The organism is Acidithrix ferrooxidans (assembly GCF_000949295.1).
GTDB lineage: Bacteria > Actinomycetota > Acidimicrobiia > Acidimicrobiales > Acidimicrobiaceae > Acidithrix > Acidithrix ferrooxidans.
On sequence record NZ_JXYS01000081.1, the window covers coordinates 1 to 22,466 of the forward strand.

The window sequence follows — 22,466 nt, forward strand, 5'->3', positions numbered from 1 at the left end:
GTTCTATCCAACGCCTGGATCTGTGTCTTTTCGTCAATACATAGTACCAGTGCAGCATCAGGGGGATTGAGATAGATCCCAGTTATGTCGCGGACCTTTTCGGTAAAGGCCGGATCGGTACTGATGTTGAAGTATCCCAAGACATGGGGCTTGAGGCCAAAGGTTCTCCAGATACGTGAGATGCTCGCTGGTGATACCCCGATCCGCTTGGACATTGAAGACGTCGACCACTGGGTAGCAAGCGGGGGCTCTTCTTCCAAAGTGATCCTTAGAATCTCGGCGATCTTTTCGTCATCAATGCTTCTCGGTTTTCCACTTCTCGGTGCGTCATCGAGAAGTTCCACTCCGTAGTTGATAAAACGCCGCTTCCATTTGCATACCGTCTCTGTAGATATCTGAAGTCTTTGCGCGATCTCGTTGGTTCCAACCCCTTCGTTACTCCATAGGGCAATGCTGGCCCTTGCCACCTGTCCTATGGGAGCTGTGGACTTTCTTACCACTGCTTCTAATTCGCTACGTTCTTTGGGACTGAGCGGAACCACCGAAGCTTGTCGTCCAGATCTCTTCTTGGGCGGCTTGCTCTGGTTGGCATCAATGTTTGGCTCCTCTGAGACGGTGTGACTTTGCATCGTTCTCCCTTGCAAGGTTATGTCCTTACCAAGGAGAACAACCTTACGAAGGGATTAATTCCTCAGTTTCAGGGAAATTATGAGAGGGGACACTAGACAGGTAGGTAAAACCACACTGATCAAGGAGATCCTCGACACTCGAGGCGGACGATTTGTCACGTTCGACGATACAGTTGCAGCCATTGGTGCCCGAGAAGACCCGGTTGGATTCGTGGACTCAGACCCAAATCGCCTGCTGACAATTGATGAAGTTCAACGTGTTCCAGGGTTGATATTAGCCCTAAAGTATATAGGTGACCGTGACACTCGCCCGGGTAGATTCCTATTGACCGGATTGGCCAACCTGATAAAGTTATCGGCTATGCGGACAAGTTCGGTGGGCGTACTGAGGGTATCGAACTTTACGGCTTTAGCCAGGGCTAACTCGTAGAACACACGGTAAAGTTCATTGATAGGCTTCTTTCTCGGGATCGTTTCACAAACTGCACCAGTGAACTTAACCGAAGTGATTATCTCAACCTGGCGATTATCGGTAGTTACCCTGAAACGATCGCCCGGCCGACGCCGTAATCGTTGAATCGATAATTGTAGGGTGACGCTTTGGTTGATTACTATGGGGGTGTAGAGCGTCACTGGAGCTGATGATGCTGTGGGGGCGACCGCGTAGCCGCCCGAAGCCGATCTGGCATGCGATACTGAAATTTCCCAACGAACTTTAACTACTTACTTGGAGTTACTGCAGACGCTCTATCTAACTCAGCAGATTCTAGCTTGGAACACTAATCTAACTAAGGGAAGTTTTCTCCAAACCAAAGGTATCGCCTCTCGATAAGGGCTTAGCCGCGCGGCTATTCAACATATAGTCAAAAGGAGGTTCGCTCGAGGCTAACCCAAATGCAGAGGGTGGATTGATCGAGAGTTTTGTCGTCAGTGAAATCAGACGTCAACTCACATGGAGCCAGGAGGCAGCCAGGCGTGCACACTTTGATGACCAGTGCCGTCGGTGAGGTAGACCTGGTCCTTGAGATGCCCGACGAAAGCTAGGCCTGCATGGAAGCGACGATATGTTTTCAAGCTGCAGCTTTTGGCTTGTTGATCCCATTTGCACACGTGACAAGGTCGATAAGAGAACAGAGAATGTTAAGTGCTTTTTGAGTTATGGGATGACCTTGCACTACTCGCCCAAGAGTGCGTCATAAAGACTAAATTACTATTCGACAACTTCGCACAAGCTTTTTCTCCTAAAAGAATTATGAATGCGGAAACCGCATCTGATTGTATTTTCGATAATTTTATTTTATTTGCTAAGGATACGAAGGAAGCGTCACTGCTAGTTGCTCAATTCGTATCAAACTTCGACCAACATAAACAATCCATGATTTTCAACAGCACTCCAGTAGTGGTTCTTTTAGACAATGGCGATCTCTATCTATGAAAATAGATTACGGGTTCAAGATTTTATTCTCAAGAATAAAATAGCGGGGAACTGCGGTGCAGTTTTGGTTGGTTGATCTTTTGCCGGATGAGAGCAAGCGGCCTAAGTTGACAGCGTTGAGCAGGCCGTTATGAGATTTTGAGGTAGTCACTTGGTGTCTCAAGTTGAATCTCTTGGTATGGATGGATCCGATACCAAGTTTTGGTTGAATTGCCATGAGTTCGCACGGTATCCATGATCTCTGTGGCCCAGGCGAGATTGCGGGCCTTGGTTTTAGACCTCGGCGAGCTGGGTAACATCAAATTTTAGGATTTCAGATATCAAAGATAGCGCTACCTCTATTGGCTAAATCTTGAAACGGCCCCTATACCGAAGCCAAATTTTAAACCAATAGCGATAACGCTATCTTTGCGTAATTGTAATGGTTCTTGCTGGATCTCTTTGGAAAACACTAGAGATCCAACCGAGCTATCAATCGGTTTGGCTAATTTTAGCGATCTGCGCCATTAGGCGTGACTTGCGTCGCGATGCCTGATTCTTGTGAATGATACCCTTGGTAACTGCTTTGTCAAGCTTGGAAATCGCAGTTCGAAGCGTTTGCTCCGACTTTTCCGCGTTACTTTGGGCGTCTGCGATTGCTACCTTAACACGAGTCTTGAGCTCAGATTTTAGGGCCTTGTTCCTAGAGTGTGCCACTTCGTTCTGCTTATTGCGCTTGATCTGGCTCTTGATATTTGCCATGTTTACCTCAGTTGTCGTTATGTCTAAAAACTATCGCTTCGAAAGATGGCTTTGCGTGAATCCAGCCCAAGGTAGGATTTGGCGTTTGGCCACATATAGGTATGAATATTGAGCGAACCGCACTATTTTCAACTACCTACATCTATTGCGAACAACTTAGTTTAGCGCTAATGGATCATAAATGCGCCGAAAGAACCTAGTCTGATTGTTCAGAAATGGTAGAAATTAATAAGATTCGCAATCTTTCAATAATTGCACATATAGATCACGGTAAGTCAACTCTCTCAGATCGAATTCTGGAGCTGACTAAAGCCGTCGACCCCAGAGAGATGCGCGAGCAGTATCTCGACTCGATGGATATTGAGCGCGAACGAGGCATAACCATAAAAGCCCAGAATGTGAGGGTAAATTGGAACGGACATATTCTTCATCTGATCGATACGCCCGGCCACGTTGACTTTGGTTATGAGGTAAGTCGATCATTGGCGGCCTGCGAGGGAGTGGTATTGCTGGTGGATGCGTCTCAAGGAATTGAGGCACAGACCTTGGCGAACTGCTACTTAGCGATCGAAAATGATCTCGAGATTGTCGCGGCGCTAAATAAGATTGACCTTCCCGCTGCGGACCCCGATCGTTATGCCGCCGAGATTGAAAACGTATTAGGAATCCCAGCGGATTCAATACTTAGGGTCTCAGGAAAGACTGGCGTGGGGGTAGATGCTCTTTTGGATGCCGTTGTCGAGAGAATTCCCCCTCCAAAGGGAGACCCAAATGATCCTTTGCGTGCTCTGATATTCGATTCCATCTACGATCAATATAGAGGTGTCGTCTCTTCTATAAGAGTAATGGACGGCACTCTGCATGCCAATGATAGATTGCGGTTTCTTCAGGCTGGAACGCTACAGAGCGTCGAAGAGATTGGTGTTCGTACTCCGGTTCAGGTATCTGTGGAAAAGCTCGGACCTGGAGAGGTTGGATACCTTATAACCGGGCTAAAGGATATCGGCCAAGCACGTTCCGGAGAGACGATAACAACGGCTGAAAAGGGGGCTACGGTCGCTCTAGATGGCTATTTGCATCCAAAGCCTATGGTCTTTTGCGGATTGTATCCCATCGATGGTGATGAATTTGAAGACCTTAGGGAATCCTTGGAAAAGCTGCGTCTGAACGATGCCTCATTTACCTATGAGCCAGAGTCGTCATTGGCGCTGGGGTTTGGTTTTCGGTGTGGGTTTTTGGGGCTACTACATATGGAGATCGTTAGGGAGCGTTTAGAACGGGAGTTCGGCTTAAGTTTGATAGCGACGGCACCATCGGTTGAGTATATGGTTACCGTTGCTGGATCGGTTGACGCAGTTTTGGTGGACAATCCTTCAGAGATGCCGGCCGCTCAATCGATAATAGCAATTTCAGAACCATTTCTCAAGATCAACGTCTTAACTCCAAGCGAATACACCGGCACCATCATGGAGCTTTGCCAAAGTCGGCGAGGCGAGATGGTTAATGTCAACTACATCTCACCTGAGCGTGTCGAGATGATCTATAGAATTCCACTTGCTGAAGTAGTGATGGACTTCTTTGATGCCCTTAAGTCCCGAACCAAAGGATATGCCAGCTTAGATTACGAAGCTGATGGTTATGCGCCATCAGATTTAGTCAAGGTCGATATCTTGTTGAATTCGACTCCCGTGGACGCCTTTTCTGCAATTATTCATAAGTCAAAGTCATATGACTACGGACGCAAAATGACCACAAAGCTTCGCGAGTTGATACCTAGGCAGCTATTTGACGTTCCGATTCAGGCAGCTGTTGGCGGTCGAATCATTGCTCGTGAGACAGTGAAAGCGCGCCGTAAGGATGTCCTTGCTAAATGTTATGGTGGCGATATCTCTCGTAAGAGAAAGCTGCTCGAAAAGCAGAAAGAGGGTAAAAAGAAGATGAAGAATATTGGAAGGGTAGAGGTCCCTCAGGAGGCATTCATCTCCGCACTGCGCCTCGACGATTAGAACGGCGACATGGAGTAAGTCTTTTATCTTGTTGGGTGGCGTAAGATAAAAGACTATGATCCAAAATCCACTTGATATCGTTCAGCTCTTGGCCGGCGATTCAAAGGTGCGCGAGAATCCTTTTCCAATCTACGACATGGCCCGTTCGATGGGAGAGGTAATCCCTGTAATGGAACGGTTTTACTTAGCTACTTCATTTTTTGCATGCGATAGCGTGCTTCGTAACCATAGCTTTGGCAAGCGAGCAGATTCGATAGAACAGGCACGACCTCTAATCTTTGATTCCAAGTATCCGCCGTCGATGCTCTTTCAGGATCCGCCGAACCACACCAGATTAAGGCGATCGGTCACGACGTTTTTCACACCCTCAAAGATCTCTGGTCTAGAGCCATTGATTCGTGAAACTACTAGGAGCGCCTTATCGTCAATGGTCAAAGATGGAGGAGGAGATATCGTCTCAAAGGTGGCTCTAGAGATACCGATTTCTGTGATTTCAGCGATGTTGGGGGTCGATAGAGGTGAGCGGTCGAACTTGGCCCAAGAGGTCGCCATCGTTGCAGCCAGTTTGGATATCGGAGAGCGCGTTCGACAAGGTGACCGCCAAGAGCTAATTGATGCTGGAAGTAACCTGTTGTCTTTTTTTGATGAGCTTATTCAATCTGACCTAGAAAAGACCAGATTGCTTACATCCCTAATGGAAGGCGATAGTCCTCTTGATGGTAAAGAGACCGCCGTAATGGCACTTTTGCTCTTCATGGCAGGATTTGAAACTACCGCCAATCTCCTTTCAAGCATGGCCTATCGCCTGGGTACCGATGATGAGGTGTATTCGAAAGTAGGGGGTTTTAACGACCTTTTGCCAAGGGCGGTAGACGAATTTTTGCGTCTCGACTCTCCGGTTCAACTAGACGGTAGGGTGGTTCAATCTGAGGTGACGATCGCCGGCGTCGAATTAGAGGTTGGAAGTTTTATCCTGACGTTGCTAGGTGGGGCAAATCGAGATCCATCCGTCTTTGAAGATCCGAACGCTTTTAGGCTAGATCGGTCGAATTCCTCGCTTATCTCCTTTGGTGCTGGTATCCATCATTGTGTTGGTGCGACACTTGCTCGACGTGAGGGTGCGATCTTTTTAGAGGAGTTACTGAAATTGCCGACTTATGAGGTGGTTTCGGCTAAGGCGAAGAGCTCGTTGACCCTGCGAGGTTTCGAATCCATAGAAGTAAAGTTTTAACAAGATAGTTATCAACCACTAAACCTTGACCGTGGCTTCGAAAAGGCGCGATGCTAAGGTCAATTCGTACGATCAAAGTTGAATTTGAGTATTGGAACTTTCCAGTGCCTCGTGGTGAGCCTGACAAGATTAACAGAAAGTTCACTGGATGCAAAAGGTGATTGTCTGGCTAAGGCGAGACTTGAGATTGAGCGATAACCGAGCCATGGCGGCGGCTTTGTCGCTACCTGATGCGGTTGTCTACCCCTATTTTGTTTTTTCACCCAAGTTGTTAGAGAAGACCTCTCCTGTTCGTTCGTCTTATTTGGCTGGTGTGGTCAGGGACCTCGATGGAGATCTCGATGGTCGACTCAATTTGGATTGGGGCGATCCTGTTGGGTCACTCGTCTCTTTCGCGCTTGAGATTGGCGCCACAAAGGTCTATGCAACTAAAGAGTTCTCGCCGCTAGGACGGACGCGCGATGAAGCTGTTGGACTGAAGCTCAGGTTAAATGGTATTCAATTTTTACTAGGAGATTCGCCATATTTGATCTCACCCGGAAAGATCAATCGTCAGAGTGGTGGATGGTACAAGGTGTTTACTCCCTATTACCGTGCTGCGTTGTCCCATGGATTCGAACTTCCTTTCGATATTCGATTTGATCCAAATAGGTTCTCAAACCGAGTTCTCTTTCATCGCCAGGCTGAGGCATACCTTGAAGGTTCCGATTGCTTTGATAGGAAGCGGTTCCCTACCAAAGCTTCATTTGTGTTGGAGGCCTTTTCGACCTTTGTGGAGGAAAAATTAAGTCACTACAGCATTGGTCGCAATAGTCCATCGACCGAGAATACCTCCGTCGTTTCACCAGCTCTTCGCTTTGGAGTGGTACATCCCCGCCAACTCGCGTACTTGGCCTCTGGCCAGGAGGGTGGCTCTGACTATATTCGCGAGCTTTTTTGGCGAGATTTTTACGCCCAGGTCTTGTTGAACAATCCAGAGAGCGCATGGAAGAACCTTAATGAACAGTTTGATCAACTTGTTTATGATGAAATAGACGAGGCAACGACGCGCTCGCGCTTGCAAGCATGGAAATTAGGGCTTACCGGATATCCCATTGTCGATGCCGGCATGCGTCAGCTGCTTGCGACGGGCTGGATGCACAATAGGTCAAGAATGATCACTGCGTCGTTTTTGATCAAGGATCTGCACGTTCCATGGCAGGTTGGTGCCCGCTACTTTATGGAGCATCTCATTGATGGAGATTTGGCCTCGAATAACCACTCTTGGCAGTGGGTGGCTGGTTCGGGTACAGATGCAGCCCCCTATTTTCGAATCTTCAATCCCGTGCTTCAATCTAAAAAGTTTGATCCCAACGGAGACTATATAAAAACATGGGTCAAGGAGTTGGCGGAGATCCCGAGCCGATTTGTGCACGATCCCTCTGAAGCCAAGCGTCTCGGTCTTATTGGGGAAGCCTCTTATCCGTCGCCGATCGTTGATCACGCCTTAGAGAGGCAAATAACACTGGAGCGTTACGAGGCGATGAAGGTCGTTACCGCTTCGAACTCTGATGAATAGCCATCGACCCTTCGCTTTGACTTTTCGGCTTCTTCAACCATTGGATATTCATTTTTGGCTGCTCCAAGTTACTTCAAATTCACATGGCAACCCATTACAGCGTTATCTATCTCAAAGCTAGCCGGAGGACCACTGTTCTTGTGGTTTGCGTATTAGCCGAGGAACTGAGGTTTTCACTCGGTATGCTAAAGAAGTTGTTCAACCAGGAACGGCTAAGGTAAATCCATGCTTTGACATTTGGAGGAAAGTGGTGCTTGAGCCAATCAGTCTTAGACGAATTCATCATGTGTATACCGAAGTCCGATTTTATTAGCGGACGCTAGATCGCACTAAGATTCACTCTTGATCCATAAATTGTCAGATATTGACGTATTAACAGCTGTAAGTGCTGTAATAATGCTAACAAAATGTTTTTCTGCTTAGGTTTTAAGAATGGGGAGCTTCAATACAGCAGTCGCTATTTGAAGAGTCGGGGAGCGCTCCGGCGGTATCGCGAGAGTTAGCATTGGCACTTTTGCGTTTCGCTGATTCTGGTATTGACGATGTACAAATTAGCGAATTTAAAATAGATGGGTCGCGGGAAACTCGCCAAGTACATGTTAACCCCCGAAAACAGTTGCGATTGATACATCGTGTGCTAGGCGAAGAAATAGCTTTTGATTTTGAAGAAGCATTAGTTGGAACTCAAATGTGATTCTCTCTCATTGGGCCTACTCTAAGAGCCTTAGGCGGAGGCCAAATTCTTATCTTTGATGAGATCGATTTGAGTTTTCATCCAAGATTATCAGCACGTTTGGTGAAACTATTTCAAGATCCCGAGATTAACCCCCCCCAAAAAAAAAGGTGCTCAGCTGATCTTCACCTCCCACGATACCAGTCTTCTAAACCACCTAAATCGTGATGAAGCCTGGCTAACCGAAAAGGGTGAGAGTGGTGCGATTACTTTGACCGCTCTGGTGGAATATGGTGGAGACAAAGTTAGGAGATCCTTAAACTCGGAAAGAGCGTATCTGCAAGGAAGATTTGGCGCAGTTCCTGAAATTGACCAGTTCGCGCTTCGTCAGGCGATTGGACTGGTTTCGACCGGTGACTAGATCTCAAAGAACCAAGGGTACCGGAGGAAACTCTCTCAAGCGCCGGGTGGAAGTTCGCAAACCTCGATGATTGTTTCTCATATTTTACGAAGGGGTTAAGGACCGAGCCGGAGTATCTTGAAGCACCAAAGTCGCAACCGTGGGTACGTGATAGTGTGGCAGTCACCTTACAGGTGCAAGATGGACTGACGCAGTGTCGAATAATCATTGTCTAATTGAGAGTTCCTCACTGCAGTAATCCTTAGTGCATCGGCAATCTCAGGTCGCTGGTAATGGCGGCACAGAGGAGAGTTTGCCAACCTGACTCATCATCGGCGCGCTAAATTATTACTTTTCTAGCATGACATAACCAACGCGAGAGTCACGGCAGAAAAACTTTCTCAAATTTCACTCATTTTCGGGCCTGGTTGCTCTCAGCTACTGGCAAACTTGACTAGACGTAGCTAGCTACAATCACTCCGGCGACAACCCACTTACCTAGAGCACATCTCCAATTGCGAGTCCAAACCAATCGGACAGCTGGTAAATATAAACAACGACATAATGTCTCTTTATGCTGGTCAATGGGACTTGAATCCAGTACTGACAGGTTGAACCGGGGAGAATCGAAGTACGATAACGGGTATACAGCTTATTTCGGAAGGCTAGTTAGGCTGAGCGTGTGCGGAGTCCTATCGAGTTCAGAGAATACGAAGAAGGCGATCTCGATGGTGTGATTGCCTTGTGTAGTCAAGAGAGCTGGACCTCCTATGCCGACGACAGAGATCGAGCGCGGGAAGTCTTCGCCGCGCCCGGGGTGGTCGCCGTGGTTGCCACTGCTTCCAGGCATATTATTGGGTTCGCCTACTTCCAAACCGATAGAGCGATACAAGCTCACCTGTCTCTTCTCGTTGTAGAACAGACCTTTCGCAGACTCGGTGTCGCCAAGGGAATCATATCCTACGCGTTCCCGTTGCTTGGGGCTACGAGAGTCGATCTAATTACCGATACCGCCGAAACCTTCTATCGCTCTCTTTCCCACAAGGCGGAGTCGGGCTTCCGGCTCTATCCACCTAGGACATCCACTAACGACATGTAAGCGAGGTAGGTTCTCTTTGGCGATGAGAACCGATCCGATTTTATTAATGACCAGTTATGGTGGACGCTAGACATATGCCGGGCCGTCTTGCTGCTGGAGGGCAATGGGTGTCGTTCTGCCCGGATGGTTGAGAGTTTTGCCTCGCTCGACACAGCTACCAATTCGTGTCAAAAAAAAGTTACGGAATCCTGAACAACTATGAATGTTCTCGACAACTACTGAATAAGTTACCCGCTCTGAGCTGCGCTGATATAACTCATGACCCTTATTTAAGAACCCAAGAGCCAACTATCCACATATTGGAATTGACCCAATCTGTGGAATTTATGTAGTGATCGACGCTAGCGCCATTATTGCAATTTATATGGCATCAACTACTACTTTTGTTGTAATAGTTGCTGAGTTAACTTCCAAAAGCTACATATCTGATCGAGGCGGAATCCTTGCCTCCGCATGGAGCCTCGAACTGTTGATGCGGTTTTTTTGCAACCACACTCAGAGATTAGCGACACTGGGAAAACCAGGTACTAAGGGAAAACCAGGTGCCAAAGCGACCACTTCGAGCAATCAATAGTATTGATTTGGCAAGAAGATGGCGCTTTTCTTGGCCAAATCTTTTTTGGAAGTGTGTTTGTGTTGCCAGCAACCTGTTTTTGACCCACCCCACTTATTCGTGGTAGTGCTTTTGAGCATATAGAGATATCGCTGATTGTAGATTTTTGAATTCTCTTGGGTAGGTCGATCCATGAGAAACCGCAATTAGCTAGATTTTGCCGGCACCAAAATGTCAAAAAACTATTAATCGAAAAACTAAGCAAACGTGCCAACTATCCTGACACTCACCGCTATGGACAACCTCGTATCTAGGTCGTAAACCTATCTAATTCAGAGGATCTGAGATTGCGATCAGAGCGCTTTTTTAGTCATTTTCGTATGAGTCAATCGAATGTAGATTGTCATAACGGTAACTAAATAAGTAATCCAAACAATGCCTTGTAGGACTGTGGGTGTTGAAGCGTATCCAAAAAAGCTATGGACGATATCACCGAGAGTTGAAGAGTCGGGTAAAAGCGACGAAGAGTTCCACATCGTCTCTCGAAGTAGAGGGAGATATCCCAGACTCTGGAGGTTTTCCGCTGCGTCCACCAAGAGCCCAGCGCCAAATGCCATGAGTGCGATCCCAAGTATTCGAAACGCTTTAGCTATATCTAGCTTTTTTCCAAGGCGATAGATCGAAAAAGCAAAGGCTAAAGAAGCAAGTAACCCAATTGCACCGCCAATAATGGCGCCCTTCGCGCTGGTAGCAAAGACGATTGCAAGAGTAAAAACCATCGCTTCGAGAGCTTCGCGCCCCACAGCTTGGGCTGCCATTATCGCGATTCCTAGGCGTGCACCTCGCTCAAGGGCTTCATTGGTCTGTTTTTTTAGTTGTGTTGATACTTTTCTGGAGTGACTGGTCATCCAAAATGTCATATAGGTCATTACGCCTGCGGCGATGAGGTATGTGACCGTCTCGAATTGGGTTTGAAGGCGTGTTCCCGCGTAATCTTTAAGGGTCAGGTAAATTACTGTTCCAGCTATTAGAGCAAAGGCTAGAGCAATGCTCACGCCTAAAATGACGTCTTTGAAGTTTTCCCTTTTCCCGATCTTGTCAAGGTAGGCGAGAAGGATCGCAACGATTAGAGATGCTTCAATCCCCTCACGTAGAAAGATTACGAGCGTTGCCAGCAAACAGTCCGCCTCGATTCATGATTGGCGACGTCAAAGGGTTTCTTGGATAGCCCTTTAGCCACATAGAGCGTATGAAATCGAAGATTCATTCCAAGAAGGATTCATAGTTTACACAAATTAGAGGGGCTGCTGGCTGCAATTGCGAGGTTGAGTGCCCTAGCTATCTCTTAGATCTTTTATTGAGTTTTGGTGGCTTGTTGAATTGATGGGGCTATGGATGGAGGAGGCCTACTGTTTTGATAGGCATAGAGTCTGATTCGACCAGGTGCGATAAGCGCCTAATAGTTCTTTGATTTTTCGCCGATAGTTGCTTGGTATCTTTGTGAGGGTAGCCTAGTTTCTTGCGTGCACTATTGAATTTTGAGTCTTGATGTGGTTTTGTGGCTTCTGGTACCCCCTAGGGTATGGTTTTAGGGATAATCGGTGACTCGAGATACGGAACTTCGAAATATTGGACTAGTCAAGGAGCGGTTTTGAAGGATAATGAGTATTCGCTAGCTGAAGAGATTGAGTCTCACGGCTATGTCATTGTTTCCTCGAACGCTATCCAGAAGTTTGTGCCTGAGGGCGAAGACGAAGTTCCTCTTATCTCGATTGTAACTCCGTTTTATAATCCGGGTGAGCATTTTGAAAGCGCTATTCGTGAGATGGTGAATGTTCTAGATAGCGTCGGCCTCTCATATGAGCTGATCGCGGTAAGCGACGGTTCGACTGATTCAAGTCCTTCCACCATCTCTAAGATCGGAATCTCTACCATCAAGGACGTATATCACCTGCGACGTCAAGGTAAAGGTGCTGCTCTTAGAACGGGTTTGGCGCTAGGTCGTGGAAAGTACCTTGGGTTCATCGATGCTGATGGGGATATCGATCCATCTGCGCTTAGGGCATTCATTGGCACGGTCGCGCTTTATGAGCCTGATATTGTGCTTGGATCGAAGCGTCACCCAATGTCCAAAGTCGTATATCCTCCAATCCGGCGTCTCTATTCGGCAATGTATCAACTCTTGATTAAGGCTCTGTTCGGTTTGAGCATTCGAGATACCCAAACAGGAATCAAACTTGCTCGCCGTCAAGTAATTGAAGATGTTCTCCCACTGATGGTTGAAAAGCGGTTCGCATTCGATTTGGAGCTGTTTGTGGTGGCTCGCCGTTTGGGATATCGGAACTTTTTTGAAGCACCGGTGGTGATTCGGGAACGACTTACCTCTACGGTCAATAGCCGAGCAGTCTTCAATACCATCGTCGATACCTTTGCGATCTTTTATCGCGAGAGGATCTTGCACTTTTATGATAGGGTCACCTAAGACCTCAGGTGACGCTGTAGTTTTCATTGTCAACCTGGACTTGTAAGGTTGTCACATAGCATTTTTGCTAACTATTTGTCACCTACTGGCTCTAGCGGAAGGATTATTGAAATCCCTAAATCTGAAGGAGGAGATTTCGGGTAGCTTTTCATTGTTCTCGATTCAATGGTTGATGTACGTCCAAAGTCTTTTAGTCGATCCCCAATGTAAGCTTTGTCTTTTAGTTTCCGCGGATATTTTGCCTGAAATCATAATTTGACTTACCATTTTTTGAGACGGTGTCGATATATTTTGATGGTGTCGCGATTGCTCAATCTGCCAGTACGGCGTTAGTGGGTTGTAGCAAGGTCACCAAACGAGCCATAAAACTCCGGAAAACTTTTAGCACTCGGTAAACTTAAGTGCTAGAAAACTTCAAGATTTAGTCGTTAGGAGTCGAAATTGGGCTCTCATTCGGATGATAGGCGTGCGCGAATCTTACGTGCAGTTGTGGAAGGGTACGTTGGAACTGCTGAGCCAGTTGGTTCTGCCTATATTGTTGCAACTACCGATATTGCTGTATCGTCGGCCACAATTAGAAACGACATGAGTTTTCTAGAGAGTGAAGGATATCTTCGTCAACCCCATACCAGTGCCGGTAGAGTGCCCACTGAAAAGGGATATCGTCGCTACGTCGATGAACTTATGGGTGAAGCTGATGGTGGAAACAAGAGCGACCAGGTTTTGGGGTTTTTCAAATCTGCTCACTTGGAGATAGACGAACTCTTGGGCGCGACAACGACGCTATTGACGAATTTGACTAATTGTGCGGCAATTATTACAGGCCCCTCTCCGCAGCGCGCACAGATAATCTCCGTAAAGTTCGTAGGACTTGCCTCTAGGCTCGTTCTGGCTGTAGTGGTCGATGTAAATGGGTCGGTTGAGAAACGAGCTATCGAATGGCCCCTAGATGTAGATTACGGGCAACTTGAGCAGCTTTCAGAGGTTATGACCGACCATTTCAAGGAGAAGGAGCCTCATTCGGTCGATGAAGCTCCATATTTTGACGATCTTGACTTTAGTAATTTGGTTTCGCGTTGCTTTGTCGCAGTTAAAAGTGCAGTCGCCGACGCTGAGCGAGACGGTGTATTTATTGGAGGAGCCAGCACGGTGGCTGCTTCGTTTAATGCTCTTGAGACCGTGCGTGGAATAATTTCAATTTTGGAGCGTCATTATCTCGTGGTCTCGTTGTTGAGATCTGTGATCTCCACAGGGCAGGCGGTGGCTATTGGCTCCGAACACGGGCTTACCTCCTTGCGGGAGTGCGCAGTGGTTGCTGCCCCGTATTCGATAGATGGTATTCAAGTGGGAAGCGTTGGGCTCATTGGTCCAACAAGAATGAATTATGGTTCGGTGATCGGCGCTGTTCAGTTGGTCAGTGAGAACCTTGGGAAGAGACTTAGCGAGGGATAGATGGCAGCAGATTTTTATGAACTTCTTGGAGTTTCTCGTACCGCCTCAGATGATGAAATCAAAAAGGCATATCGCAAGTTAGCCCGTGAGCTACACCCCGATACCAATCCTGGTGACAAAGAGTCCGAAGAGCGCTTCAAGCAGGTCTCTAGGGCATATGAGACTCTTAGCAACGCTGAAAAGCGTAGAGCCTATGACGTCTATGGTGAAGGCGGAGCCTCACAAATGGGCGGTGACCCCAATGACTTCTTTGGACAAAGTGGATTCGGAGACATTTTCGAGTCGATGTTTGGTGCTGCTTTCGGAGGAAATGCCCGAACTTCAAGGTCTGGCGCATTGCGTGGTGAAGATATGCAAGTTAGCGTATCACTCACCTTTGAGGAAGCCGTATTTGGGGTTCATAAGGAGGTTTCGATTCGTGTGCCCGCTACCTGTACTACTTGTGGCGGCAATGGATCTAAGCCAGGAACCACCCCTACGATATGTCCCTCATGTCAAGGCGCAGGAAGCGTCAAGAAGATTGCCCAGACGATTCTAGGACGTATGGTTACGACAGTTGCATGCGATCGCTGTCGAGGAAATGGTCAGATTATTTCAACTCCATGCCAGGACTGTCGAGGTGACGGTAGAAGGACCGTGGATCGAACCTATACCGTCGATGTGCCACCGGGTGTGGATGATGGGACCACCTTACACCTGACAGGCAAGGGTGCTGCGGGAGGTCGGGGCGGGATGCCTGGAGACCTTTTTATTTCGCTGAGAGTTACACCAGATCCTCGCTTTACGCGAGAGCGAAACGACATCCATTCAGTCCTGCACATCAGTTACGTCCAAGCAGCGCTGGGGGTTGAACTCGAGGTTGAGACGATCGATGGTCTTGAAGGGCTGGTTATTCCAGGGGGAACTCAATCAGGGAAGCGTTTCACGATTCGTGGTAAGGGTGTTCCTCACTTAAGATCTCGTGGACGCGGTGACCATATCGTCACAGTCTCGGTTGACATTCCCACCGCGGTAAGCCACGAAGAAGAGACTCTACTTAGGCAATTGGCAACGGTAAGGGGAGATATAGTTGCTCATCACGAAGCTGGCCTTTTTTCGCGCATAAAGTCGGCACTTTTTTAATTAGTTGATTGATTGGTTTGGGCTATAAAATTTCAGATCCTCATTTGGTCTCTAAAGCGCACCTGATCGTAGACGATTTTAATGAGCCTTATCTCACTGAGCACGAGGCCCATCATCTTTTTGTGGTAAAGAGGCTCATAGAGGGTGATTCTGTTACCCTTTGTGATGGAAGAGGGACTGTAGTTCCCTGTCGAGTCGTTTGTAACCCAAGCGATCGAACAACTCGGCGCAATAAACGAGACAAGGTGCTGGTTCTTCAGACGGATGGTGATCGCTATTATCGTGATTTTTCAGCGCCAATCTTGGAGATGGTTCTAAGCGTTATTGATCCAGATCGGTTAGATATAGCTATCTCAAAGCTTACCGAATTGGGTGTAGCAAGAATTACCCTTGTTGAGGCTCATCGCTCGCGTTCTGTACCACAGCGTCTAGGTGAAGGTCGATTAGGTCTCGCCAGACTCACAAAGATCACAAGGGAGGCGGCCGGTCAATCCCGAAGCTTATATCTGCCCGAGCTTTCATTTGGTGACTATGACGAAGTTATGGATCGGGTGATCGTATGTGATATGGACGGAGAGGATCTAGTCCTTCCACCGTCTTCGGTCTTGATCGGTCCAGAGGGTGGCTTTGCTCCTGGTGAAATACCATCAACTGTTACGAAATGGCGTCTTCCTGGAAATGTACTGCGTGCAGAGACGGCCGCTTTAGTTGCAGCTTCATTGGCAATGGGAATGTTCCAAAATTAATCTGACATTGTTGTAATTTTGACGCCTAACGTGGGCTTTTTGCGCTAGTATCTTCACTAGTAACCACATAACCATGCGAAGAATTATGACGATAAGAGATGAAGAATTAGTAGACGGATACGCAGCAGCGGTTGGGTCGCGGCTTCGTTCGGTTAGAAAGCAAAAGAAACTTTCGCTCCAAGCTGTTGAAGCTATGTCGGAGCTGGAGTTTAAGGCGTCTGTTCTTGGTGCGTACGAACGGGGCGAGCGATCGATCTCTGTTCCGCGTCTTCAAAGACTGGCAGCACTATATGATGTCCCGATTGATCAACTCTTACCTAAGGATCCGTTCACTTTAAATTTACCACCGAGTGAATTCCGTTCTGGTGAGATTAATTCGGCGGATCTGATTCTTGATCCTATGATGCAGCCAGAGGTGACCTATCGTCGTTCGTCGCCGACTGAGACAAAAGTTACGATTGATCTAAATCGTCTTAATGAAGTTTCAGGACCTGAGCGTGACGTCTTGAAACGGTATCTTGGAATGATCCAGGTTCAGAGGCAGGATTTCAACGGTCGAATGATTACGATTCGAACCGACGACCTTCGGGTGATCGGATGTATCTTTGAGCTCACTTTAGACCAGATGAGTGCGCGTCTAGATGAACTCGGTTTAAGGCGTTATTGATTGAATTTTTTGAATTCAAGGCTATCGTTTCGTTCGAGGCGATAGCCTATTTGTCGTGATGGGTCTGTATATTCATGTTCCTTTTTGTATCTCTAGGTGCGAGTATTGTGCCTTTGCAACTTGGTCCGATCGTTTTGATTCCATGGATAGGTACCTAGAGGCTCTCGCAATAGAACTCTCCGAGGCCGGTAGCGGCCTTGTCTTCGGCACTGTATTTTTTGGTGGCGGCACTCCCAGCCTTCTTTCCCTTGAAGCCTTATCTAAGATAATGGCAATGATCTCTCTCTCGCCGGGTGCTGAAGTTACCATTGAAGCCAATCCAGAGTCTTTGGCCGATGAACCCGCAGATTATCTGAAATTAGGGATCAATAGGGTTAGTGTGGGGGTCCAATCGCTTAGCGACACCGAGCTAAAGCGTCTAGGTCGCGATCATCGATCATCGACTGCTAGAGCGGCTCTTGGGCGACTCTCTAATAGTGGACTTTCCTACTCGGTTGACCTTATGTATGGTGCCGTCGGGGAAGACTTTGGATCCATCGAAGGGTCGATTGCTCAGATAATGGAGGTAGAGTGCCCTCCGGATCATATCTCCATCTATGGTTTGACGGTTGAAGGCGGTACCCGACTCGCTGCTAAAAAAGAGATGCATCCTGATGACGATGATCTAGCTTGGAAGTATTTGGTGATTTGTGAGATCTTGGATGGTTTTGGCTTTGTTAACTATGAGGTCTCTAATTTCGCACGAGCGGGTCACTACTCAAAGCACAATTGGAGCTATTGGATGCAGGGTCGATATTTAGGAGTTGGACCAAGTGCTCACTCTTTTATTGGAGATGAACGTTCCTGGAATATCAGAGATTCCCTGAGGTGGATCGCCTCGATATCAAATAAAAAGAGTGCGAAAGCGGGCTCTGAGCGCCTAGATGTTGAAACCGCAAAGTTTGAAGGATTGGGCCTCTTGCTTCGTACGGTATTAGGAATTCCGTCCCAGACGTTTGAGATGGAAAACGTTCCCGAAGACCTCTATAGCCTAACCGAAGACCGGCGATTGGTGTTGACGCCTAAAGGACGTCTGCTTCACAATCAGCTGGTTGGATTTATAGACACATCGAAGATTACAATAGAAGAGCTAAACGAATTTCAAGGTAGGCGTCTTGAGGATATCTTGTCCTTTTCGAGCAGTCGCTGACCGAAAATTCCAAAGGACACTTGTAATGCTTTCAAAAAAAATCGCTATGGACATAGGAAATCACCTAGTCCAGTTGGATTTCAATAATTCGCAGGGCGTTAACGAGATGCTTGTGCTCCTTGAGAACTGTTTTTTTGAAGTAGGCGTCGGCGACGATTTAGGGATCTTTAGTTTTCTCGTACGTGCCTTTGATCGAATTGTGGCCATGGACGCACTTGTAGTTGCAAGGGCAATCTCTTCTAATGTGAATAATGGCTATGTGGGCGAGTCTTTGAAATTTACTTCAAGTCAAGAGTATTTAATTGAAGACCTATCAACTCTCTTGATTGAGACCAGAGGCCTTCTAGAGCCAGTAATTGATCCGAGAAGCCAAAGGGAAGCCGTAAATCTATTCAGCAATATATTGCTTGATATCCGCTACAATAAGCCACAAGGGGTCGTGAAGGCTCTCGCTAAGTTGCTCGTGTTGGATGGCGTCGGAAACTTCGTCGATAGCATCAGCGTGATCCTTGAACACGTGGATGCTTTGCCAGGTGTCGATGAAAGTGGGGTGGTCTTTACTGATCTGTCGTCGTTGAGGGTAAAGTTACGCGAGGTACTTTCAGGGGGTCCATTCGAAGCTCTCATAGTAGAAGTGGCCAGAGGTTAGTATCGATTTGGCTGACGACTCTTAGGCAAAGGTTCATTCAAAATAGTAGATACATGGTTGGGCTGATCTTTGGCTAGCCCAGTTGAGGCACTGACATATAATTAGCGGGAATCTACTCTTGGGTAAGCTCAAATGGTGCCCTTTGAATGTTTGTTGTCCTCGAAATTATGGCTTGACCTGTTTTCAATTCAGCGTATGATTTTTGCAATTTTATAGTCCGCGATGGAATAGATGAGGTCGAATTTACTAAAATTCGCTTTGATTTTAATTAAATTGTAAGCCCCAGAATCTTAAGGCGAATTTTCTCCTGGGATTCTGGGGCCGTACTTTTATAGGGCTTTAGATCAAGCTGAGCTGATCAATTTTGCAAAGTTACAATTACTTCTTGAATGGGAATAGCGGAAATACCGGTTTGCCAAATGTCGTATTAGCGATGTTCGCCATTGCAGCGTACCAGGCTGCCAGAGCAAGGATAATACCGAAGTAACCTCCAATCTTGGTTGCCCCGGCACTGTTTCCGAATGCACCTATTGTCAAGAAGCCAAAGGTGATCACAAGCAGTCCGAAGATTGCAACCAAGATTCCATTCGTCCCGAAGGAAGCGACGAACATGAGAACGGAGAAGATCAGCCAAGCTAGCAAGAAGAGGCCGGTAGCCTTGTTGGCGTCACTTGCGGGAAGGCCGCCAGCGACGTACTTGACATAGTAGAAGAAGGCGATCCAGAATGCGCCGTATGAGGTGAATGCAACCGCTCCAAAAACATTGTTACGTTTGAATTCCCACATTCCAGCAAGGAGCTGAGCTACACCTCCGTAGATAAGTGCTAGTGGTAGCACGACGGCGGTTAGCTTGGCATTAAGGATCCCGGCATTGAAGATGCTTAGCATAAAAGTTGTCAATGCGAAGGCCGCAAGCCCTAACGGACCTGGGTCTGCGATTGTAGGCGTATTATCTGCCATTATTTTTTCTCTGTCCTTTCTGACAAAGTTTCTTCCCCCAATATGACCGCTCTTTCTCTTTATCGCGGCCATCCCAGGTTCGAGTTATTCGAGCTTTGTGATTTTGTGCGATTTGAGCTGCTAGTAGCCCGTATAAGAATTACTCCTATGGACCACTAACCAAGAGCGGTCGATCGATCTTGGTAAAAACCCTTGATCGATCTCATAAGGAAAATCATTGAATTCGTCAAAGACCTTTTGGTTTTTGTAGAACCCCATTGATTTTCCTTATGAAGTGACGACTGCTGCGCATATTTTGTATACGTTTTGAGTCGTCGTTGTCTCTCGAGTAGTTCTTTACTCTTGAGAAGCTTGGCTAGCTGCTGCAGAATTTGCGCGATCGGCTATCTCTCGAACAACATCTGCATTGGCTAAGGTCGTTACGTCGCCGAGCTTTCGCTGCTCGGAAATGTCTCTTAGTAGGCGTCGCATTATCTTACCCGAACGTGTCTTTGGAAGTTCATCGGTGAAGACAATTGAAGCAGGGCGAGCTATCTTACCGATCTTGGTGGCTACGTGCTCTCGAAGCTCAGCAAGTAGGTCGTCATTGCCAACGACGTTACCTTTTAGGGTAACAAACGCAGCGATTGCTTGTCCAGTGGTGGCATCTGCCCGTCCGACGACTGCAGCCTCAGCTACACTTTGGTGATCGACAAGGGCCGACTCGACCTCAAGGGTGGAGATTCTGTGGCCAGAGATATTCATGACGTCATCGACTCGACCAAGTAGCCAGTAGTAGCCGTCGGTGTCACGCTTAGCACCATCGCCGGCGAAATAGACCCATTTGTTCTCTTCTGGCTTGGAGAAGCGTCCCCAATAGACATCTTTGAAGCGCTCTGGGTCACGATATATCGTGCGCAACATTCCAGGCCATGGATGAGTTAGGACCAGATAGCCACCGCCGCCCAATGGAACTGAGTTTCCTTCGTCGTCAACGATGTCGGCACCGATTCCCGGTAAGGGAACTGTAGCCGACCCAGGCTTGGTGGTAGTTACTCCAGGTAGTGGTGAGATCATTATGTGGCCAGTTTCAGTCTGCCACCAAGTGTCAACGATGGGGCAGGTGCCGTTTCCGATGTTCTCGTTATACCAGATCCAGGCCTCTGGGTTGATTGGTTCACCAACGGTCCCAATGACTTTGAGGCTGGAGAGATCATGCTTGGCTGGGTATTCGGTTCCCCACTTCATGAAGGTGCGAATTGCTGTAGGGGCGGTGTAAAACTGATTCACCTTGTACTTGGCGATAATCTCCCAGAAACGATCCTTGTCAGGAAAATTGGGAACACCTTCGTAGATTACGCTTGTGCAACCATTTGCCAAGGGGCCATAGACGATGTAGGTGTGACCTGTAACCCATCCAATGTCTGCGGTGCACCAATAGACATCGTCTTCTTTTACGTCGAAGACATTTTTATGGGTGTAGGCAGCTCCGACTAGGTAGCCACCGGTCGCGTGTTGAATTCCCTTTGGTCGCGCAGTTGTGCCCGAGGTATAGAGAATGAAAAGCGGATCTTCTGAGTCGGTCTCAGTAGCTGCTTTTTCTGTCGATTGATCTGCGACTAGGTCGTGATAGAAGATATCTCGGCCGTCAACCATGTTTACTTTGGCGCCAGTGCGTGCTACTACGACGACATTGGTTATGGTTGGTGTCTCTTCGATCGCTGCATCTGCATATTCCTTGAGCGCTACGCGGTTTCCGTTTCGCCAAGATTCATCACATGTAATTAGTATTTTTGCTTCGGCATCATTGATACGGTCTCTTAGGGAGTCTGAGCTGAAGCCACCAAATACTACTGAATGGGTTGCGCCCAGGCGAGCAGAGGCAAGTAGTGCTATGGGAAGTTCTGGAATCATTCCCATGTATATGGCGATTCGATCGCCCTTTTGAATACCTAGGCTCTCTAGACCATTGGCTAGCTGATTGACTTCTTTGTAGAGGTCGGAGTAGGTTATGACCCGGGAATCACCAGGCTCGCCCTCAAAGTAGTAGGCGACCTTGTCGCCGTTTTTTTCCAAATGGCGATCGAGGCAACTTTCGGTAACGTTTAACTTTGCATCTACAAACCACTTCGCGAATGGGGCGTTAGACCAGTCAAGCGTCTGGGTCCATGGTGTTCGCCATGAGATGTTTGCTGCTTGACCGTCCCAGAAACTTACGTAATCGTCCCCCTCGGCGTAGATTGATTGCGAATTGATGTTGGCTTGCGATTTGAACTCTTCGGACGGAGTAAATTTTCTTTGTTCGTCCATGAGAGCCTCAATTGTTACCGCATGCTCTTCCGGTAACTCAGGCATAGCTTCCCCCTTAACATTGTGACAAACTTCATACAAAGTTGAAGCGACACGATAATAGGCATTTAATGGTCGCGATGTCCAAACGAAGCAAATAATTCTTATATTTGTTGTTTTCGGATGATTGATCTTGATTTTATGGGTATCATGTATTCTCCCTTTGGCGAAGGATTGCGATTTTCTCTAATTCGTGTTCAACTGTGACCATTGGTGCCCAGGCGATAGCGTGCATATCTTCTCCTCGGATTGGCGCTTATGGGATTTATGTTTGCCTCTCGATCGGACCATTGCGGGATTGGTCCTGTCTAAGATTGTGGCGACGCCTAAAGCACTCCTAGAGAAGCAGGAGACGTCTACCAAAACCATTCGGGCCTTTTAATTTATATAAGCAATTTCAAGCAGATCTTTTTCAAGCTAAGGCGAAATCTTCAAAGCCAATCCAAGAGATAGGCCACGGCTGTTCAAGCGCTATTTAGAGTGAAAGCGTACTTTAAGTACCCAGGGGATTTTTGATGAAAATTTTTTGTTGCAAGAGTTTTGCGC

18 protein-coding genes are annotated in these 22,466 nt (G+C 47.4%); 13 read left to right on the top strand and 5 right to left on the bottom strand.

Annotated elements, in window-relative coordinates; translation table 11 throughout:
- The coding region (locus tag AXFE_RS12685) for an IS630 family transposase (RefSeq protein ID WP_152626079.1) at window positions 1-629 on the bottom strand (629 nt) is incomplete at its 3' end.
- A gap of 79 nt (window positions 630-708) precedes the next feature.
- On the opposite strand from AXFE_RS12685, the gene AXFE_RS12690 reads away from it, so the two are divergent.
- Window positions 709-1,059 (top strand): AAA family ATPase, encoded by a 351-nt coding sequence (locus AXFE_RS12690; RefSeq protein ID WP_052606333.1) that lies wholly within the window; start codon window positions 709-711, stop codon window positions 1,057-1,059.
- Between the two features lie 1,476 nt (window positions 1,060-2,535).
- On the opposite strand, the gene rpsT is transcribed toward AXFE_RS12690, so the two are convergent.
- Window positions 2,536-2,805: a 30S ribosomal protein S20 gene (rpsT, locus tag AXFE_RS12705; RefSeq protein WP_052606336.1), complete on the bottom strand. Its 270-nt coding sequence runs from the start codon at window positions 2,803-2,805 to the stop codon at window positions 2,536-2,538.
- Window positions 2,806-3,020: 215 nt separating this feature from the next.
- Here rpsT and lepA point away from each other — a divergent pair, with 215 nt between their 5' ends.
- From lepA to AXFE_RS12730, 5 genes are all read left to right on the top strand, one after another.
- A complete protein-coding gene (lepA, locus tag AXFE_RS12710) occupies window positions 3,021-4,811 on the top strand; it encodes a translation elongation factor 4 (protein ID WP_052606337.1) in 1,791 nt (596 codons plus the stop codon).
- Window positions 4,812-4,866: 55 nt separating this feature from the next.
- Window positions 4,867-6,042, top strand: a complete 1,176-nt coding sequence (locus tag AXFE_RS12715; RefSeq protein ID WP_052606338.1) for a cytochrome P450 — start codon at window positions 4,867-4,869, stop codon at window positions 6,040-6,042.
- 148 nt (window positions 6,043-6,190) lie between these two features.
- Window positions 6,191-7,600: a cryptochrome/photolyase family protein gene (locus AXFE_RS12720; protein WP_052606339.1), complete on the top strand. Its 1,410-nt coding sequence runs from the start codon at window positions 6,191-6,193 to the stop codon at window positions 7,598-7,600.
- A 1,755-nt stretch (window positions 7,601-9,355) separates the two neighbouring features.
- Window positions 9,356-9,772, top strand: coding sequence for a GNAT family N-acetyltransferase (locus tag AXFE_RS12725; RefSeq protein ID WP_052606340.1), 417 nt, complete (start codon window positions 9,356-9,358; stop codon window positions 9,770-9,772).
- Window positions 9,773-10,103: 331 nt separating this feature from the next.
- Window positions 10,104-10,346, top strand: coding sequence for a hypothetical protein (locus AXFE_RS12730; RefSeq protein ID WP_052606341.1), 243 nt, complete (start codon window positions 10,104-10,106; stop codon window positions 10,344-10,346).
- Window positions 10,347-10,678: 332 nt separating this feature from the next.
- On the opposite strand, the gene AXFE_RS12740 is transcribed toward AXFE_RS12730, so the two are convergent.
- Window positions 10,679-11,503, bottom strand: a complete 825-nt coding sequence (locus AXFE_RS12740) for an FTR1 family iron permease (protein WP_052606343.1) — start codon at window positions 11,501-11,503, stop codon at window positions 10,679-10,681.
- Window positions 11,504-11,976: 473 nt separating this feature from the next.
- Between AXFE_RS12740 and AXFE_RS12745 the strand changes: the two genes are divergently transcribed.
- The 7 genes from AXFE_RS12745 to AXFE_RS12775 all read left to right on the top strand — a co-directional run bounded on the left by AXFE_RS12745 (window position 11,977) and on the right by AXFE_RS12775 (window position 18,632).
- The gene (locus AXFE_RS12745; protein ID WP_052606344.1) at window positions 11,977-12,807 is read left to right on the top strand and encodes a glycosyltransferase; all 831 of its coding nucleotides are present in this window, start codon (window positions 11,977-11,979) and stop codon (window positions 12,805-12,807) included.
- Between the two features lie 441 nt (window positions 12,808-13,248).
- A complete protein-coding gene (hrcA, locus tag AXFE_RS12750; protein WP_052606345.1) occupies window positions 13,249-14,259 on the top strand; it encodes a heat-inducible transcriptional repressor HrcA in 1,011 nt (336 codons plus the stop codon).
- Window positions 14,260-15,381 (top strand): molecular chaperone DnaJ, encoded by a 1,122-nt coding sequence (gene dnaJ / locus AXFE_RS12755; protein WP_052606346.1) that lies wholly within the window; start codon window positions 14,260-14,262, stop codon window positions 15,379-15,381. It begins immediately after the preceding gene.
- A 17-nt stretch (window positions 15,382-15,398) separates the two neighbouring features.
- Window positions 15,399-16,127, top strand: coding sequence for an RsmE family RNA methyltransferase (locus AXFE_RS12760; protein ID WP_160291856.1), 729 nt, complete (start codon window positions 15,399-15,401; stop codon window positions 16,125-16,127).
- 85 nt (window positions 16,128-16,212) lie between these two features.
- Window positions 16,213-16,794 (top strand): transcriptional regulator, encoded by a 582-nt coding sequence (locus tag AXFE_RS12765; protein ID WP_052606348.1) that lies wholly within the window; start codon window positions 16,213-16,215, stop codon window positions 16,792-16,794.
- 58 nt (window positions 16,795-16,852) lie between these two features.
- Window positions 16,853-17,983, top strand: a complete 1,131-nt coding sequence (hemW, locus tag AXFE_RS12770; protein WP_052606349.1) for a radical SAM family heme chaperone HemW — start codon at window positions 16,853-16,855, stop codon at window positions 17,981-17,983.
- Between the two features lie 25 nt (window positions 17,984-18,008).
- Window positions 18,009-18,632 carry a hypothetical protein gene (locus tag AXFE_RS12775; protein ID WP_052606350.1) on the top strand — a complete coding sequence of 208 codons (624 nt, stop codon included), beginning with the start codon at window positions 18,009-18,011 and terminating at the stop codon, window positions 18,630-18,632.
- A 378-nt stretch (window positions 18,633-19,010) separates the two neighbouring features.
- Here the strand turns inward: AXFE_RS12775 and AXFE_RS12780 are convergent, their stop codons facing one another.
- Window positions 19,011-19,592 carry an acetate uptake transporter gene (locus tag AXFE_RS12780; protein ID WP_052606377.1) on the bottom strand — a complete coding sequence of 194 codons (582 nt, stop codon included), beginning with the start codon at window positions 19,590-19,592 and terminating at the stop codon, window positions 19,011-19,013.
- A gap of 336 nt (window positions 19,593-19,928) precedes the next feature.
- Window positions 19,929-21,926, bottom strand: coding sequence for an acetate--CoA ligase (gene acs / locus AXFE_RS12785; protein WP_052606351.1), 1,998 nt, complete (start codon window positions 21,924-21,926; stop codon window positions 19,929-19,931).
- Between the last annotated feature and the right edge of the window lie 540 nt (window positions 21,927-22,466).

What these genes read in the sequence shown, in the direction of transcription:
- hemW (WP_052606349.1), top strand. Translation starts at nt 16,853, where the DNA reads ATGGGTCTGTATATTCATGTTCCTTTTTGTATCTCTAGGTGCGAGTAT.
- rpsT (WP_052606336.1), bottom strand. Translation starts at nt 2,805, where the DNA reads ATGGCAAATATCAAGAGCCAGATCAAGCGCAATAAGCAGAACGAAGTG.
- acs (WP_052606351.1), bottom strand. Translation starts at nt 21,926, where the DNA reads ATGCCTGAGTTACCGGAAGAGCATGCGGTAACAATTGAGGCTCTCATG.
- AXFE_RS12690 (WP_052606333.1), top strand. Translation starts at nt 709, where the DNA reads ATGAGAGGGGACACTAGACAGGTAGGTAAAACCACACTGATCAAGGAG.
- AXFE_RS12780 (WP_052606377.1), bottom strand. Translation starts at nt 19,592, where the DNA reads ATGGCAGATAATACGCCTACAATCGCAGACCCAGGTCCGTTAGGGCTT.
- dnaJ (WP_052606346.1), top strand. Translation starts at nt 14,260, where the DNA reads ATGGCAGCAGATTTTTATGAACTTCTTGGAGTTTCTCGTACCGCCTCA.
- AXFE_RS12765 (WP_052606348.1), top strand. Translation starts at nt 16,213, where the DNA reads ATGACGATAAGAGATGAAGAATTAGTAGACGGATACGCAGCAGCGGTT.
- AXFE_RS12715 (WP_052606338.1), top strand. Translation starts at nt 4,867, where the DNA reads ATGATCCAAAATCCACTTGATATCGTTCAGCTCTTGGCCGGCGATTCA.
- lepA (WP_052606337.1), top strand. Translation starts at nt 3,021, where the DNA reads ATGGTAGAAATTAATAAGATTCGCAATCTTTCAATAATTGCACATATA.
- AXFE_RS12720 (WP_052606339.1), top strand. Translation starts at nt 6,191, where the DNA reads ATGCAAAAGGTGATTGTCTGGCTAAGGCGAGACTTGAGATTGAGCGAT.
- AXFE_RS12775 (WP_052606350.1), top strand. Translation starts at nt 18,009, where the DNA reads ATGCTTTCAAAAAAAATCGCTATGGACATAGGAAATCACCTAGTCCAG.